15 protein-coding genes are annotated in these 14,059 nt (G+C 58.6%); 8 read left to right on the top strand and 7 right to left on the bottom strand.

Features of this window, described 5'->3' with window-relative positions:
• Nucleotides 1–21 precede the first annotated feature (21 nt).
• Nucleotides 22–1,545 (bottom strand): IMP dehydrogenase, encoded by a 1,524-nt coding sequence (gene guaB, locus XX99_RS13885; protein ID WP_050060139.1) that lies wholly within the window; start codon nucleotides 1,543–1,545, stop codon nucleotides 22–24.
• Nucleotides 1,546–1,759: 214 nt separating this feature from the next.
• On the opposite strand from guaB, the gene XX99_RS13880 reads away from it, so the two are divergent.
• Nucleotides 1,760–2,491: a hypothetical protein gene (locus XX99_RS13880; protein WP_050059960.1), complete on the top strand. Its 732-nt coding sequence runs from the start codon at nucleotides 1,760–1,762 to the stop codon at nucleotides 2,489–2,491.
• A 50-nt stretch (nucleotides 2,492–2,541) separates the two neighbouring features.
• Nucleotides 2,542–2,904: a cupin domain-containing protein gene (locus tag XX99_RS13875; RefSeq protein ID WP_050059959.1), complete on the top strand. Its 363-nt coding sequence runs from the start codon at nucleotides 2,542–2,544 to the stop codon at nucleotides 2,902–2,904.
• A gap of 23 nt (nucleotides 2,905–2,927) precedes the next feature.
• On the opposite strand, the gene XX99_RS13870 is transcribed toward XX99_RS13875, so the two are convergent.
• Nucleotides 2,928–3,422: a dUTP diphosphatase gene (locus XX99_RS13870; protein ID WP_050059958.1), complete on the bottom strand. Its 495-nt coding sequence runs from the start codon at nucleotides 3,420–3,422 to the stop codon at nucleotides 2,928–2,930.
• A gap of 5 nt (nucleotides 3,423–3,427) precedes the next feature.
• Nucleotides 3,428–3,658, bottom strand: a complete 231-nt coding sequence (locus tag XX99_RS13865) for a hypothetical protein (protein WP_050059957.1) — start codon at nucleotides 3,656–3,658, stop codon at nucleotides 3,428–3,430.
• Between the two features lie 222 nt (nucleotides 3,659–3,880).
• Here XX99_RS13865 and XX99_RS13860 point away from each other — a divergent pair, with 222 nt between their 5' ends.
• The 3 genes from XX99_RS13860 (at nucleotide 3,881) to XX99_RS13850 (ending at nucleotide 7,283) form a co-directional block, all read left to right on the top strand.
• Nucleotides 3,881–4,765: a GNAT family N-acetyltransferase gene (locus tag XX99_RS13860; RefSeq protein WP_082125553.1), complete on the top strand. Its 885-nt coding sequence runs from the start codon at nucleotides 3,881–3,883 to the stop codon at nucleotides 4,763–4,765.
• A gap of 104 nt (nucleotides 4,766–4,869) precedes the next feature.
• Complete coding sequence (locus XX99_RS13855) at nucleotides 4,870–5,523, top strand: lysophospholipid acyltransferase family protein (RefSeq protein WP_050059956.1); 654 nt, start codon at nucleotides 4,870–4,872, stop codon at nucleotides 5,521–5,523.
• A 110-nt stretch (nucleotides 5,524–5,633) separates the two neighbouring features.
• On the top strand, nucleotides 5,634–7,283 hold the full coding sequence (locus tag XX99_RS13850) for an alpha-N-arabinofuranosidase (RefSeq protein WP_050059955.1): 1,650 nt from the start codon (nucleotides 5,634–5,636) through the stop codon (nucleotides 7,281–7,283).
• 1 nt (nucleotide 7,284) lies between these two features.
• On the opposite strand, the gene XX99_RS13845 is transcribed toward XX99_RS13850, so the two are convergent.
• Nucleotides 7,285–8,160, bottom strand: a complete 876-nt coding sequence (locus tag XX99_RS13845) for a glycoside hydrolase family 16 protein (protein WP_050059954.1) — start codon at nucleotides 8,158–8,160, stop codon at nucleotides 7,285–7,287.
• 141 nt (nucleotides 8,161–8,301) lie between these two features.
• Here XX99_RS13845 and XX99_RS13840 point away from each other — a divergent pair, with 141 nt between their 5' ends.
• Together XX99_RS13840 and XX99_RS13835 are read left to right on the top strand one after the other, a co-directional pair.
• Complete coding sequence (locus tag XX99_RS13840) at nucleotides 8,302–9,489, top strand: pyridoxal phosphate-dependent aminotransferase (RefSeq protein WP_231581332.1); 1,188 nt, start codon at nucleotides 8,302–8,304, stop codon at nucleotides 9,487–9,489.
• A gap of 123 nt (nucleotides 9,490–9,612) precedes the next feature.
• Complete coding sequence (locus XX99_RS13835; RefSeq protein ID WP_050059952.1) at nucleotides 9,613–10,143, top strand: DinB family protein; 531 nt, start codon at nucleotides 9,613–9,615, stop codon at nucleotides 10,141–10,143.
• Between the two features lie 163 nt (nucleotides 10,144–10,306).
• Here XX99_RS13835 and XX99_RS13830 read toward each other — a convergent pair whose 3' ends face one another.
• The gene (locus tag XX99_RS13830) at nucleotides 10,307–11,455 is read right to left on the bottom strand and encodes a M24 family metallopeptidase (protein WP_050059951.1); all 1,149 of its coding nucleotides are present in this window, start codon (nucleotides 11,453–11,455) and stop codon (nucleotides 10,307–10,309) included.
• Between the two features lie 258 nt (nucleotides 11,456–11,713).
• A complete protein-coding gene (locus XX99_RS13825; protein WP_231581330.1) occupies nucleotides 11,714–12,766 on the bottom strand; it encodes a COX15/CtaA family protein in 1,053 nt (350 codons plus the stop codon).
• A gap of 73 nt (nucleotides 12,767–12,839) precedes the next feature.
• Between XX99_RS13825 and XX99_RS13820 the strand changes: the two genes are divergently transcribed.
• The gene (locus XX99_RS13820; protein WP_156185980.1) at nucleotides 12,840–13,271 is read left to right on the top strand and encodes a hypothetical protein; all 432 of its coding nucleotides are present in this window, start codon (nucleotides 12,840–12,842) and stop codon (nucleotides 13,269–13,271) included.
• Here the strand turns inward: XX99_RS13820 and XX99_RS13815 are convergent, their stop codons facing one another.
• Nucleotides 13,272–13,922, bottom strand: a complete 651-nt coding sequence (locus XX99_RS13815) for a CPBP family glutamic-type intramembrane protease (RefSeq protein ID WP_050059948.1) — start codon at nucleotides 13,920–13,922, stop codon at nucleotides 13,272–13,274.
• Between the last annotated feature and the right edge of the window lie 137 nt (nucleotides 13,923–14,059).

Below are 14,059 nucleotides of genomic sequence, written 5' to 3'. Positions count from 1 at the left end.
CGGACGCCTGGACGGCCAGTCCTATTCGACGTGGTAGTTGGGGGCTTCTCGGGTGATGATTACGTCGTGGACGTGGCTTTCGCGTAGGCCGGCGTTGGAGATGCGCACGAAGCGCGAGTTGGTCTGCAGCTCTTCGATGGTTCCGCAGCCGAGATATCCCATGCCCGAACGCAGGCCGCCAACCAGTTGGTAGATCATGGCTTCGAGCGGTCCGCGATGAGGAACACGTCCTTCAATGCCTTCGGGGACGTACTTGGCGAGGCGATTCTGGCCGTTGCGCTCGCGGGTGACGACGCCTTCGCTGCGGGTTGCGGCTTCGGGAAGATCCTGCGTGCCCTGGAAGTAGCGTTCGCCTGAGCCCTGCGCCATGGCGGAGAGCGAGCCCATGCCGCGATAAGCCTTGAAGGTTCGTCCCTGGTACAGGATCGTCTCGCCCGGGCTCTCGTCGACGCCCGCAAAGAGCGATCCGATCATGACAGCGCTGGCTCCGGCCGCGATGGCTTTGGCGACATCGCCCGAGTACTTGATTCCGCCGTCGGCGATGATCGGGATATTGAATTCGCGACCCGCGCGGAAGGCCTCGCTGACCGCGGTGATCTGCGGCATGCCTGCGCCGGTGACCATGCGCGTGGTGCAGATCGATCCTGGGCCGATTCCGACCTTTACGGCGTCCGCTCCGGCTTCAATCAGGGCCTTCGCGCCTTCATAGGTCGCGATATTGCCGGCGAGGAGATCGACATCGGGGAACTGCTTCTTGACCAGGCGCACGGCTTCGAGAACGCGCGAGGAATGACCATGTGCGGAGTCGATCGAAAGCGCGTCGACGCGGTTTTTCACCAGCTCCGCAGCACGTTCCAGGAAGTCGCCGGTCGCGCCGATGGCTCCGCCTACGCGCAAGCGCCCCTGGTCGTCCTTCGAGGCGTTGGGATACTTCAGCTTCTTCTGGATGTCCTTGACCGTGATCAGCCCCTTCAGCTCGTAGCCGCCGTTGACCACCAGGAGCTTCTCGACGCGGTGCTTGTGCAGAATGAGCTCGGCTTCTTCGAGGGTGGTGCCCACCGGGACGGTGATGAGATTTTCTTTGGTCATGACATCGCGAATGGGGATGTCGGTGCGCGTCTCGAAGCGAAGGTCGCGATTGGTGAGGATTCCCACCAGCTTCTTGTCCTTGGTGACCGGAACGCCTGAAATCTTGTAGCGTCGCATGACTTCGAGGGCATCGGAAATAAGCTGATCCGGAGTCATGGTGACCGGATCGACGATCATGCCGCTTTCTGACCGCTTGACCTTGTCGATCTCGCTGGCCTGCTGGTCGGGAGTGAGATTGCGATGAACAATCCCGATTCCGCCCTGCTGGGCCATGGCGATGGCCAGGCGCGACTCGGTCACGGTGTCCATGGCCGCGCTCAACAGCGGCGTATTGAGCAGGATGCGCCTGGTAAGACGCGTCTGGGTGCTTACTTGGGCAGGAACCACGTCGCTGTAAGCGGGCACGAGCAGGACGTCGTCAAAAGTCAGGGCTTCAGGTACCGGAATTTCGATCATATAAAAAAGATGCACCGCTACCCAGGGAGGATACAGAGCTTCCTCCGGGGCGGTGCCTTCCAAATATTGTAGTGCGAAACCGGACTTTAGCGGCAAATCGAGGCCCTGGACCCGTCAATTCACAACTTGTTGACAAGCGAGACTATTCACGCGTTTGATACGGCGGGAATCGGACGAGGGTAGTGCAGTTCCGAATCGTCCGCCGGGAGCTCACATGTTCCTTCCAACGGACGCACGCAAACTCCTTCTCGTGCTCGCAGTCTCTTTGCCGGCCCTTCAGGTTCACGCTCAACAAACGGACGTCAGACGATACGATCTCTACGCAGGATTTACAGGCTTCGAGACGCCGGAGCTGAATCTGGCGGAACGCGGCTTCCATCTCCAGGCCGGCGAGAGTCTGCGCACCTGGCTCTCTCTCGGATTCGATTATTCGGTGGTGAGCGGCCACAACGCGCTCACGCCGAACCTGCTCAAGACATCCCTTCAGCAGGAGCTGGGGCTGGAGATCGAAGAGCTGATCGCGGCAGGGTTGATTCCGCCCAGCTACCAGCTGGTCGTTCCAACGAATGCTTTTTCCCAAACCTTTGCATTGGGGCCACAACTCACGTATCGGCATCTCAAGCCGGTCACTCTCTTCGTACGACCGTCGCTGGGGGCGATCCGGCAAACGGTCACCCCGCGCCCGGCAGATCCGGTAGCTACAGCCATCGTGGAGCAGCTTGTGCCCGCGGGTTCCAAGGTGGATTGGACGGGCTTCTATGGTTTCGGTGGAGGCGGCGAATGGAATGCGACGCGGCATTTCGGCATTCGCCTGCAGGCCGATCTCGTCTACTGGAGACTCTTCAATGACCTGCTCGCCAATGGGACATGGACGGTACGCTATTCGGTGGGGCCGACCTTTCACTTCGGACGGAATATCGCAGCATCACCGCCTGATTCGCACTGACTCATCGCCGTGTCCCTCGTCTTATAGTCTGTGAAGAGAAGGGGATTGCCATGTCAGAGAAATGGAAGTACACCAGCTTTGCCAAGATACCGGTGGACCACATGAATCCACTGCTGGATCGTCAGTTTGTTCACGGCGAACAGGGAATGCTGGCGCGAATCACGCTGCGCAAAGGCTGCATCGTGCCGCGTCACAATCATCCCAATGAGCAGATAACCTACATACTCGAAGGGGCATTGAAGTTTGTTCTAGGAGACGGCGAGGAGGTCGTCGTTCGCGCCGGAGAGGTACTGGTGATACCGCCAAATTTGCCGCACAGCGCGGAAGCTTTGGAAGACACCGTTGACCTGGATGTCTTCACGCCGCCTCGCGCCGATTGGCTCGATGGAACCGACGCTTATCTTCGCAAGTAAAAACTATCTGTAAGTAAGACCCGTTAGCGGCCGGACGAGCCAAAACCCTTTGCGCCACGGCCGCTTTCCGATAACTCCTCGACCACCACAATTTCCAAAGAGGTGCGGGATTCGAAGGGAGACATCTGCGCGATCTTGTCTCCTTTGCGGATATGGACGCTGGCGTCGGTGCGGGCGAGCGTCACGTCAGTGAGCCGGCCCGAATCGTCGCGTACGGACTGGATCGTGTAGTCAGGCTGATTGATATTGATAAGGCAGACGAGAAGCTCTCCGCGATATCCCGCATCAATGCGGCCACCGGCATAGGTGATACCTTTTGCGGCCATGGAGGATCGATCGCCGAGAACGAAGCCCCAGCCAGTCGGCCCTTCTACCGCTATGCCCGTGCGAACTTTGACTGGAACCCCCGGGGGGAGGAGAACATCTTCTACAGAGTAGAGGTCGAAGCCCAGGTCGCTCCCTGCATAGTTGACCGTTGGCGGCTGAGCTTCAGGATGCAGCAGTTTGACCTTCAACATCCTTGTTACTTTTTCGCCACGGTAGCGGACGTCTCTTTCCGCTGCTTGGCCCAGCGGCGCTTTTGCGCGGCGGCGATGCGCTGGCGGGCTTCCGGACTGAGGATCCGTTTAGGAGCGGCCTTGCCAGTTGCTATTCCAGTAAAACTCTGGCTACCCGCACTTTGCAGTAGCTTTCTTACCTGATGAAGTCGGTCAAGTTCGTCGTCAATCGACGCAATGATTTGTTCACGTGTCATGTGTTGTTTTGATTACCCTTCCTAGTTAACTGCATTTACTTCACTCATTGAAGAACAGCAGGTCCACCCTATCAACGTATTACGACTTCGGGATCGGACGATTTTCTTCTCCAAAAATTAAGAATGCTTCAACTCATCCTATAGTGTCTCGTTCATCGAGAATTAGCTTTGTTTTCGCAATACTTTAAGAATTGTTCAAGATTCTCAGCGCATGATATGCGCATGATCTCCTCTTACGGGCATAGGAAGCCACGCCGGCTCAACTCGAGTGCGGCGGGTACTTTCGAGATTGCGGATGCTGGCAATTTTCACCAGAGTGTCCCGGTAGTACCTCCTGCCGCCTTCCAACCTTGGATCTCGATTGAGACGGGTAAGTACCAGATTCGAGTTGCCCAGTCCCTGGCCGAGCGTGAATCCGCATGCCGTCTGCGTTTCAAGGTCTTCAATATTGAACTGGGGGAGGGTTTGTCCTCTTCTTACTCCACGGGGATGGATCAGGACGAGTTCGATCTATTCTGCGACCACCTCATCGTCGAGGATCGCTCCAGAGGCGAGATTGTTGGAACCTACCGGATGCAATCCGGAGCCATGGCCAAGCGCAACATCGGATATTACAGCGCCCAGGAATTTGACTTCACGCCCTACGAGCGGATTCGCTCTGAAGTTCTGGAACTTGGCCGCGCGTCCATCGACCGCGACCATCGCTCGAGCGAGGTTTTGAATTTGCTTTGGCGCGGCATCGCACAGTACGCGAAGTTTTATGGACTCCGGTACCTGATCGGCTGCTCCTCGCTGAACTCGGAAGATCCTCAATCGGGCTGGACTGTTTTCGGACAGCTTTCTTCGTTCCTGGTCGCTCCTGAGCTGCGGACGGTTCCCACCAGCTCCTATGCGCTGCCTCCGGCATCGACCTCGAGCGAGACGCTGATCAGTGAGATGCCGATCAAGGTTCCGAAACTGCTCAAGACTTATATTGGAGTGGGAGCGAGGATCTGCGGCACACCAGCATGGGACAGGGCATTCAAGACGATCGACTTTCTGACCTTGCTGGACCTGGCGCAGCTATCGCCGGCGGCGAGAAACAGGTTCCTGGTCGACGAACAGTAATCGCACGCAGTGTACGCAGCGCTTTCCGCGCTCTCGTCCTCTTATTCAGCTTGCTTGAAGTCTTACTTCGTTTTGCAGTTCTGCGGGCGCAGTGTCGAGGCGATGTGAGTCCTCGGCTTCGCGCTCTGTGGCTTCATCGCGCCTGCAACATGATCGTGCGCAGGCTCGGAATGCGAGTAAGCGCATCGGGATCTCTGCCTGCCTCGGGGCTGATCGTTTCCAACCATCTGAGTTACCTAGATATCCTTTTCTTCTCGTCGTTGATGCCCTGCATCTTCGTCTCGAAATCCGAAGTTTTATCCTGGCCGCTCTTCGGCATTCTTGCCCGATGCGGGGGAACGATCTTTGTGGAGCGGGGCCGCGGTTCGGTTCTCGATTCCGTATCAAAAAAAATAGGTGCGGCGCTCGAAGAAGGAGTTCTGGTAGTGCTCTTTCCCGAGGGCACCAGTACTGACGGCAGTTCGGTGCTGGGCTTCTTTCCAGCGCTCTTTGAGGCCGCGGTCCGGCGGGAAACTCCTGTGTTTCCTGCGGCAGTCGCGTATGAAATTCCGGGTGGCCGCGAGATAGATCTTTGTTATTACGCGGATATAACTTTCGGGCCGCACCTGCTCACGGCGCTGGGACTGCGTGGTATCCATGCGCATCTGGCTTTTTCGGGCATTGCGAGTCACTATGGCGACCGCAAAGCGGCGGCGCGAGGGTCGCGTGACGAGGTGATTGCACTCCGTGAGAAGCTTGCCTTGGAAATCTCTTCCTGAGCTGCCGGGGCCGGTCGAGAAGATTCTTGACGGAAGTTGGGTAAATGTTTTCTCATTCGAGTCGCGCCGGTCCCGCCGGTCCAACACTCACGCTTCCCAAAAGGATAGAAATGCAACGAAGAGAGTTTCTGAAAGCCTCTGCCCTTACCGGCGCCACCTTCGTTTTTTCGCAGCGGCCCGGTTTTGCTGCTACTTCTGACGCACATGTCGAGATCCTGCTTGATGAGCCGGTCGCGACCGTCGCGCCGGCTATCTTCGGGCATTTCATCGAGCATCTGGGCGGCGTGATCTATGACGGCGTCTGGGTCGGCGAGAAGTCGAAGATCGCGAATACCGGCGGCATACGAACGCAGCTGATCGAGCGCCTGAAGGCGATCCAGGCGCCGGTCATTCGCTGGCCTGGAGGCTGCTTTGCCGATTCCTACGACTGGCGCGATGGCATCGGGCCACGCGACAAGCGGCCGAAAAGGACGGATTTCTGGGCGGACGAGCCGCATGCGGAAAAGCTTTCCAACAATTCGCCGGTGAAGTTCGAACCCAACCAGTTCGGAACCGATGAGTTTGCCCGGCTGTGCAAGTTGAGCGGCGCGGAGCCCTACATAGCTGCGAACCTGCGCAGCCTGCCCGCCTACGCCTTCGACCAGTGGGTCGAGTATTGCAATTCTCCGGCGGGAAGCACGGCCTATGCGGACATACGCGCTCAGGGCGGTACGCGCGATCCCTACAACGTGCAGTACTGGGGGATCGGCAACGAGAGCTGGGGCTGCGGCGGCAACTTTACGCCCGAGCAGTATGCCTCGGAGTACCGGCGCTTTCAGGCCTGGGTTCCTCACTACGGGCTGGATCTGAAATTTGTCGCATCGGGTCCCAATCAGGATGACGTGGCCTGGACCTCGAAGTTTTTCGAGAGCACTCTTCACGACCGTCCCATCCCTCCGCCGTGGGCCCTGTCGCTGCATTACTACACGGACCTTCCCGAAGCGTTGAAGTTCGAGGTGGCGGATGTTTATCCCTCCTACGCGAAGGCCAACCGCATGGAGAGGATCATTCTCGATCACTGGTCGGCGATGGGTGTTTACGATCCGGAGCACCGCGTGAAGCTGGTGGTCGACGAGTATGGGCCGTGGTATCGCATGGGCACCGAGCTCGATCCCTCGCACATCTTCGGCGAGCAGATCACCATGCGCGACGCCATCATGACGGCGCTCACGCTGGACATCTTCCTGCGCAACGCGGACAAAGTTGGAATGGCGGCCTGCGCGCAGCTCATCAACTGCATCAACTCGCTCTTCCTGGCGCACGAAGACCACTTCGTGAACACTCCCAACTACTACGTCTTCCATATGTACGCCGCTCATCAGGGAGGACAGGCGGTGCGCACCGAGTTCTCAGCGCCGGGTGTGACCTTTGCAGCACAAGCCGATGTGCATGGTCCATGGGACGAAAACGCGGCGGAGAAGGCCGGCTCGCTGTGGGGTCTGAATGGATCGGCATCGGTGAAAGGCAAGATCGTCACCGTGACGATTACAAATCCGCATTTAACCGATGCCCGCGATACGGAAATTTTTCTACGCGGCCAGGGTTCGGTCGGCTCCGTCGAGGCAGCGGTCCTCGCGGGAGATGAGATTCACGCTCACAACACCTTCGAGCAGCCGGATGCTGTAACGGCAAAGACTGTTCAGGCGACTGCAAGCGGCAAGTCGGTGAAGGTTACCCTGCCGCCGTCTTCGGTGACGAAGCTGACGGTCGCTCTCAGCTGAGCTATCGGGCCGATTCCTGGTAGACCCGAACGTAGTCGATCAGCATCTCCTGCGGAAAGATGCTGGTCGCGTCGGGAGGGCCGGGCCACGAGCCGCCGACCGCGAGATTGAGGATCAGGAAAAATTTCGACGAGTCGAAGGGCCAGATGCCGCCCGCGGTAAGGCTTGCCGGGGTGTAATCGGCATACACGTTCGCGGGATCGTCGACATAGAACTTCATCTCTTGCGGCGACCAGAGGATGCCGAAGGTGTGAAACGCGTCAGCGAATTTTCCGCCGTTAGGCAGCGCATAGCTGGTGGTGATGGAGGTGCCGGTGAATCCCGGGCCGTGGATGGAGCCGAAGTTCGTAGCGGGAAATTTCCCTACGCTCTCCATGATGTCGACTTCGCCGCAGGCTGGCCACTTCACGGCATCGATGTTATCGCCGAGCATCCAGAAGGCCGGCCAGAAGCCCTGCCCGGCAGGCATCTTGATGCGGGCTTCAATGCGTCCATACAGGAAACTTTGCAGGCCCTGCGTCTTCAGTCTCGCCGAGGTGTAGCTGTTCTTTCCTGATTTGCGCGCGACGATGTGCAGATAGCCGTCGTTGCCGACATAAGCATTGGGTGCGGCCGAATCGCATGGCGTGCTTTTGGATGCGTATGCGCAGTAGGTTTCGTATTCGCCGTTTCCCCAGCCGCCTCCACCGAGATCGTAAGTCCAATTGTGCGGATCAGGCGCGCTCTGCGGCGCCGTGCCGTTGAACTCATCGCTCCAGACCAGCTTTTCAGCGCTCGGAGCAGAGGATGCGGTTCCGGCAGCAACTTGCGCTTTCATGCCTCCGATGGCGATGAGGGAGAGGATCGCTATGCCGCAGAGCTTTCCGATCGAAGTCATTATTCCTCTTTGAGCCGGGTTTGAACGTAGTGAGCCCGCCGCAGTTCGCAGCATAGTGGATGACACATTTCGTGTCCAAACCTCGAAGGTGGCAGGAACGGCTCTGTTTGCTGTTGGCTTCCGGGCATGGGGAGTGCCATCATGAAGAGAACCCTTATGCCGACAGCCGCCGATAAGCTTCGCCTCAGCCAGATTTCACCACACATTGTTCAATCCGAGATTCGTTCCATGACCGTCGAATGCGATCGTGTGGGCGGAGTCAACCTTGCGCAGGGCGTGTGCGATACCGAGCTGCCTGCCCCGGTCGCGCGGCGCGCCATCGAGGCGATCCATGAGGGCTACAACATCTATACGCGGCTCGATGGCGTAGCGCCGCTACGCGAAGCGATTGCGCGCAAGCTGCAACGCGATAACGGCCTCACCGTCGATCCTGAAGGTGAGGTGCTGGTCACCTCCGGCGCGACAGGCGGGCTCTATGCGGCTGCGCTGGCATTGCTCGATCCAGGCGACGAGGTGATCCTCTTCGAGCCGTTTTATGGCTACCACCTGAACACGCTGCTGGCCCTGCGCGTGAAGCCGGTGGCGGTTCCGCTGGAGATGGGGACGTGGGCGCTCGATCTTGACCGGCTGCGCTCGGCGATCACACCGAAGACGCGTGCCGTTATCATCAACACTCCGGCAAACCCCTGCGGCAAAGTTTTCTCTCTCGCCGAGTTGGAGGCGATTGCCGAGCTTGCACAGCAGCACGATCTCTTCGTGTTCACCGACGAGATCTATGAATACTTCGTCTTCGACGGGACGAAACACGTCAGTCCGGCGACTCTTCCTGGCATGGCGGAGCGAACCATTACGATTTCAGGTCTGTCCAAGACCTTCAGCATCACAGGCTGGCGTGTGGGCTATTTGGCCGCGGATCGCCGCTGGCTGGGGTCGATCGGCTATTTTCACGATCTAACGTATGTTTGCAGCCCCTCGCCTTTTCAGTACGGCGCCGCGGCGGGATTGATGGAGCTTCCGGCTTCGTTTTACGAAGGACTGTCTGCGGAGTATCAGGCCAAGCGCGACCAGCTGTGTTCTGCATTGACCGATGCCGGCCTGACGCCTTCGATTCCTTCGGGCGCGTACTACGTAATCGCCGACGTCTCCCGTCTCCCCGGCGCGAATGCCAAAGAGAAGGCGCGCACGTTGCTGCGCGAGTCCAAAGTGGCCGCTGTTGCCGGCACCGCATTTTTCACCGGCGGCCGAGGCGAGAACCTGCTGCGCTTCTGCTTCGCCAAACGCGATGAGGATCTGCAGCGGGCATGCGACCTGCTGCGCCAGTTGCGGTGAAGTAAGTAAAACTCCTGGCATCGATATTCATTCCCGACCGTCCGGTATCAAGCCTGATTCGCGTATTCACTTGTTCCTAGCGGTCTATCTCGATAGGCTGAATGCGGTAACAAGGAGCGAAACATGCAACGAACGGTGTTGATCATTGCGGGACTTTTGGTCTCAGGAGTAGCGGCTATCGGGCAGGCGCCTGCTACCCCCAGCGGGTTGTCGGGAGAAGTGCAAACCGGCTATGGCCGCGTCAAAGCAAATGTGATCAAGGCGGCTGAAAATACGCCGCCGGAAGATTACACGTATAAGCCCACGCCGGACATTCGGACATTCGCGCGCGTGGTGAACCATGTGACCGAAGCCCAATTCCACATTTGCGGGTCGCTGAACGGTGTGGCTGCCGCCAGCATCGTCAAACCGCCGGCGGATACGGCAGATAAGACCGTCATCGTGGACGCTCTGAAGGCTTCTTTCTCCGAATGCGACAAAGCCTACGGTGCTCTAACCGAAACGAACCTCACGGAGATGATTGAGCTGGGACCAGCCAAGCGGTCGCGGATCGGATTGGCCTGGGGCAATGTCTCGCACGACAACGAGCAGTACGCGACGCTGGCCTTGTATATGCGCTTGAAAGGGCTTGTGCCGCCGAGCAGCGAGAAGTAAATCTGTCAGCCTCCCGATTGAAAAAGGCACCGGAGACCAGCGGTCTCCGGTGTTTGGGAGGACAACAATCGATTCTTTACTCAAGAGCTGCTAAGTCCGGCGGCCCGAGTAAATGGCATCTCTGCGACGCCTGTAAATTTGTTTTGCAGCGCTCGCGGGCTTCTTACTTTACGAGCACTCCTGCAGCGCGATAGATCTTCCCACCGACTTCCGATTCGATAACGGGCAGTGACGGGGTACCGGTCAGGACTTCGACGCCGTCCTTGGTGACCAGCACCGTGTCTTCGGCCTTGGCTCCCCGCAGGCTCGGGTTGTAGGCGAACGCTTGCGGAAGGGCAACAGTCTGCTCTCCGTGTGGGGTAATGACCCAATCACGCTCCACGTAGCCGCAGGGGCCACCCTGATGGTGTCGCTCGATCTCTTCGGGAACTCCGGCAGCGGCATAGGCTTTCTTGGCCACGGCAAAGATTGCAGCGGAGGTTGCGCCGGGACGCGTGGCATGCAACAGTTCGGCATTGATCTGTGCCGCATGCGTGAAGGACGCAGCAAGCTCCTTGGGTACAGAGCCGAAGTGAACAAAGCGGGTAATCGAGACCACTAATCCCCACTTGCGCGCGCAGAGATTGACCATGCCATAGTGTTCAAGGACGCCCTTGCGCGGAACGGCATGCTTGTACTTGCGGATGCGGTCGTCGGTGCCCATCAGCAAAACAGTGGGCGCGATGCCTCGCTCCAGCAGAGCGGCCGAGGTGCGCGCGGCCATTTCATACTCGGTGACGCCTGGCTCCAGCGATTCGAGAACGGAAACTGTTGCGTCCGCGGTGTCGCGTCCGAGAGCGCGCAGACGGTTGATCTCCGTAGGAAGCAACGGAGCGCGAAGCGAGCCGAGATTGACCTGTGTAGCGTCGGCTGTGGCCGCGTCTGATGCGAAGCTCTTGCCGCCCGTCAGCTTTTTCAAATGTGGAGCGGCGGATTCGTACCAGGGATAGAGAACGGGCTCGTAATCGAGGCCTGCGAATTCTTCTGCCGCGAGGCGCGGGCCTTCATTTTCAGGGGCGAGATAGTATTTCCGGCCTTCGCGGGTGATGAGCAGCGAGGTGACGGCTGCTTCCGATCCCAGCGCGACGCGCGCTTCGACCTGGCCCGCGGTGGCCCAGGCGATATTTTCATGGCGGCTCAGCAGGAGCGCCGAATATCCGTGCCGGTCAAGAAATGCGGCAATGCGCTCCGATTTTTCGGCCAGCTCCGCTGCTTGAGGGGCATGACCGTTCGCGATCACTGAAGAAACCTGTTGCTCTGCCTGATTCACCATAGTCCGACTTCCTGAACGTGTTGCGTACATTTCGATCGACCGCAAGTTATCGCAGCGGCCACCATCATCGCAGTCTCGAAACAAGAGCGGCCTGAGATAGCCGGCTCATTCTGTCCTACGCGCTGCATCTTCGTAAGTAAATCGGTTTTTCGCTGAATTGGGAAGCAAAAAAGATCGGTCTTGAATACATTTCTTCCAGCATGCGCAAAGCGTCTTTAGGACGCGGCAGGCGATCTGGCGGCAGATGGGGAGAAGCGTCTAGATTAAGCAGCTGTTGCCGACGCACCCGATGGGCCGCAGGCAAAGGCGGGCGGTGAGAACGGTGAGAGCGATCCAGAGAAGATCCGCGCCGAGCAGGTGGAGCATCTGCATCGCAACGGGCGCGAGCAGGGCGAGGTCGACGACCCCCAATGCGTATTGAAAAACGAGCAGGCCAACGACGGTGAGAGACAGGCCGCGATCGAAGGAGTTGGCGAATCCGCGGAAGACGATCCACAGAATGAAGGCTCCGGCGATGAGGCTCACGACAGGATGCATCCAGCGGATGTGGAGAAGCCACGGGCTGTTGGGAGCAAAATCCTGAAGGATGGCGGCGCGCAGGCTGTCCGCCGGGTAGAGCGTGTCGGCCAGCGCGGCGAGAGAGCCGCAGACTCCGGTAAGAATCACCGCCGCAAGTCCGGGGATGGCGAGTCTTCGGCGGCGGAACTCGATGCTTCCGAGCATGTAGCCCATTTTTCTCGAAAGGAAGTGCGCGGTCAGCGTGAGCGCGCCGAGCATGAGAAGCGTGTTGGTCAGGTGAAGGGCGAGATAGACACCGCGCGATGCCGATTGATCGTGCGCGACCTTGCCGAGCAGAACGAGCAGCGCGCCCAGCAGCGCCTCGTTCAAAGTGAGCACCAGAGCCGTGACTGCTGCTGCTCGTGCAGCGTGGCGTCGGGGCGCGGCACGAAAAGTCCAGTAGACCAGGCCGGCGATCAGGATGAGAGCGACGCCGCTCATGGAGCGATGAGCAAACTCGATCAGCGTGGCCACGGTGGGATGATGCTGAATCACGGAGCCGTTGCAGAGAGGCCACCGATCGCCGCAGCCTGCTCCCGAACCGGTGGCGCGCACCGCAGCTCCCCATATGATTACCGCGACGTTGTACGCGACAACGCCCCATGCATATCGCCGCACCGCCCGAGAAGGCATGGGGGCTGGAGCGAATGTTGCCGGAAGCGCAGATCCGGGAATGGTAGATCCGGGTATAGCAGGTCCGGGCATAGCAGGTCCGGGCATAGCAGGTCCGGGGATGGACGACGTAGCGTTCATTCGAGGCTCATCGACTTATTTTACCGATTCCCGTAGGCAACTCCACCTCGCTTTGGCTAATCTGTGGACTGATATGAAAAACTCACGAATTTTTACCCTATTGCTGGCGTCCACCCTGACTTTTGGAGCCGGTTCGACTGTATTAGCCCAGGACACCGGCGCCAAGCAAGACGTCAAGAACGCAGGGACCGACACCAAGGATGCGGCCAAGAGCACCGGCCACGCGATCAAGAAGGGAACCACGAAGGCCTATCACGGCACGAAAAAGGGAACGACCAAGACCTACGACAAGACTAAGGAAGGCACCACGAAAGGCTACGACAAGACCAAGGAAACCGGACAGAAGGTAGGCGACAAGACCAAGGAAGGCACCGAAAAGGTCTTCGCTCCCAACAAAGAGGCGGGTTCCAAGGCCAAGGACAATGCGCACCAGACTGCGACCAAGACCAAGGACAAGACCAAGGAAACCGACCAGAAGGTGAACGACGCCACCAAGCCCCAGTAGCTATACGAGCTTGGCGAAGAAGTACTGGCCGAGTCCTACGGTGAAAATGAAGCAGCCGTAAAGCGCGTGCTCGAAGGACGAAACAAAGAGGGAGCGCGTAGCCAGATGCCGCCGGGCGAAAAGAACGCCGCCCGCAAAGGTGAGGGCGACCGCGACCCAGTTTCGAAAGACAACGTGCATCAAGGAAAAGGAAAAGGCGCTGAGCAAAATCAGCGCCTTTTCCTTTTGTGGCGGCGCGCCGAAGAGATTTCGATAGCGATGAAGAAGAAAGGCACGGAAGAGGATGCCCTGCGGATATACGGAAAGAACGGGATAGAGGACCATCACCAGCGCCCAGACGATGGGATGAGCACGGACGAAGCTGAACAGCACCGGATGCGCGAATTCATAAACCAGGGCGCCAATGACTGCTATGCCCATCGCGAAGAGCAGCAGCATTGAGGAGAGCTGCCTGCGCAGCGGGCCTGGGTTCCACAACTCGGAGCGGCGATAGTTGGGGTCGCGATAGAGCGCGATCAAACCGTAGGCGGCGGCCAGCCAGAGAATCGGCATCGGCGGGACGATTTGCGGTCCGAGGACCAGGGCCAGGGGAATGGCAACGAAGATTCCAAGGAACTCGACGATGAGCAGTATCTTCGTGCGAAGGATCACAGGCGAAATCTCCCGCTAAGAGCATTTCCCTTTGGAAGCAGACCGTAAAGAGATGCTCTAAGCAGCTTTTCGGTTAAGAAAAGCTGCATTTAGTGAATTTCTCACACGGACAAAGTCATAGAAAAATTCTCTTAGAG

The sequence above is a fragment of the Silvibacterium bohemicum genome (genome assembly GCF_001006305.1).
Taxonomy (GTDB): domain Bacteria; phylum Acidobacteriota; class Terriglobia; order Terriglobales; family Acidobacteriaceae; genus Silvibacterium; species Silvibacterium bohemicum.
This window is presented reverse-complemented; position numbering and strand designations above follow the sequence as displayed.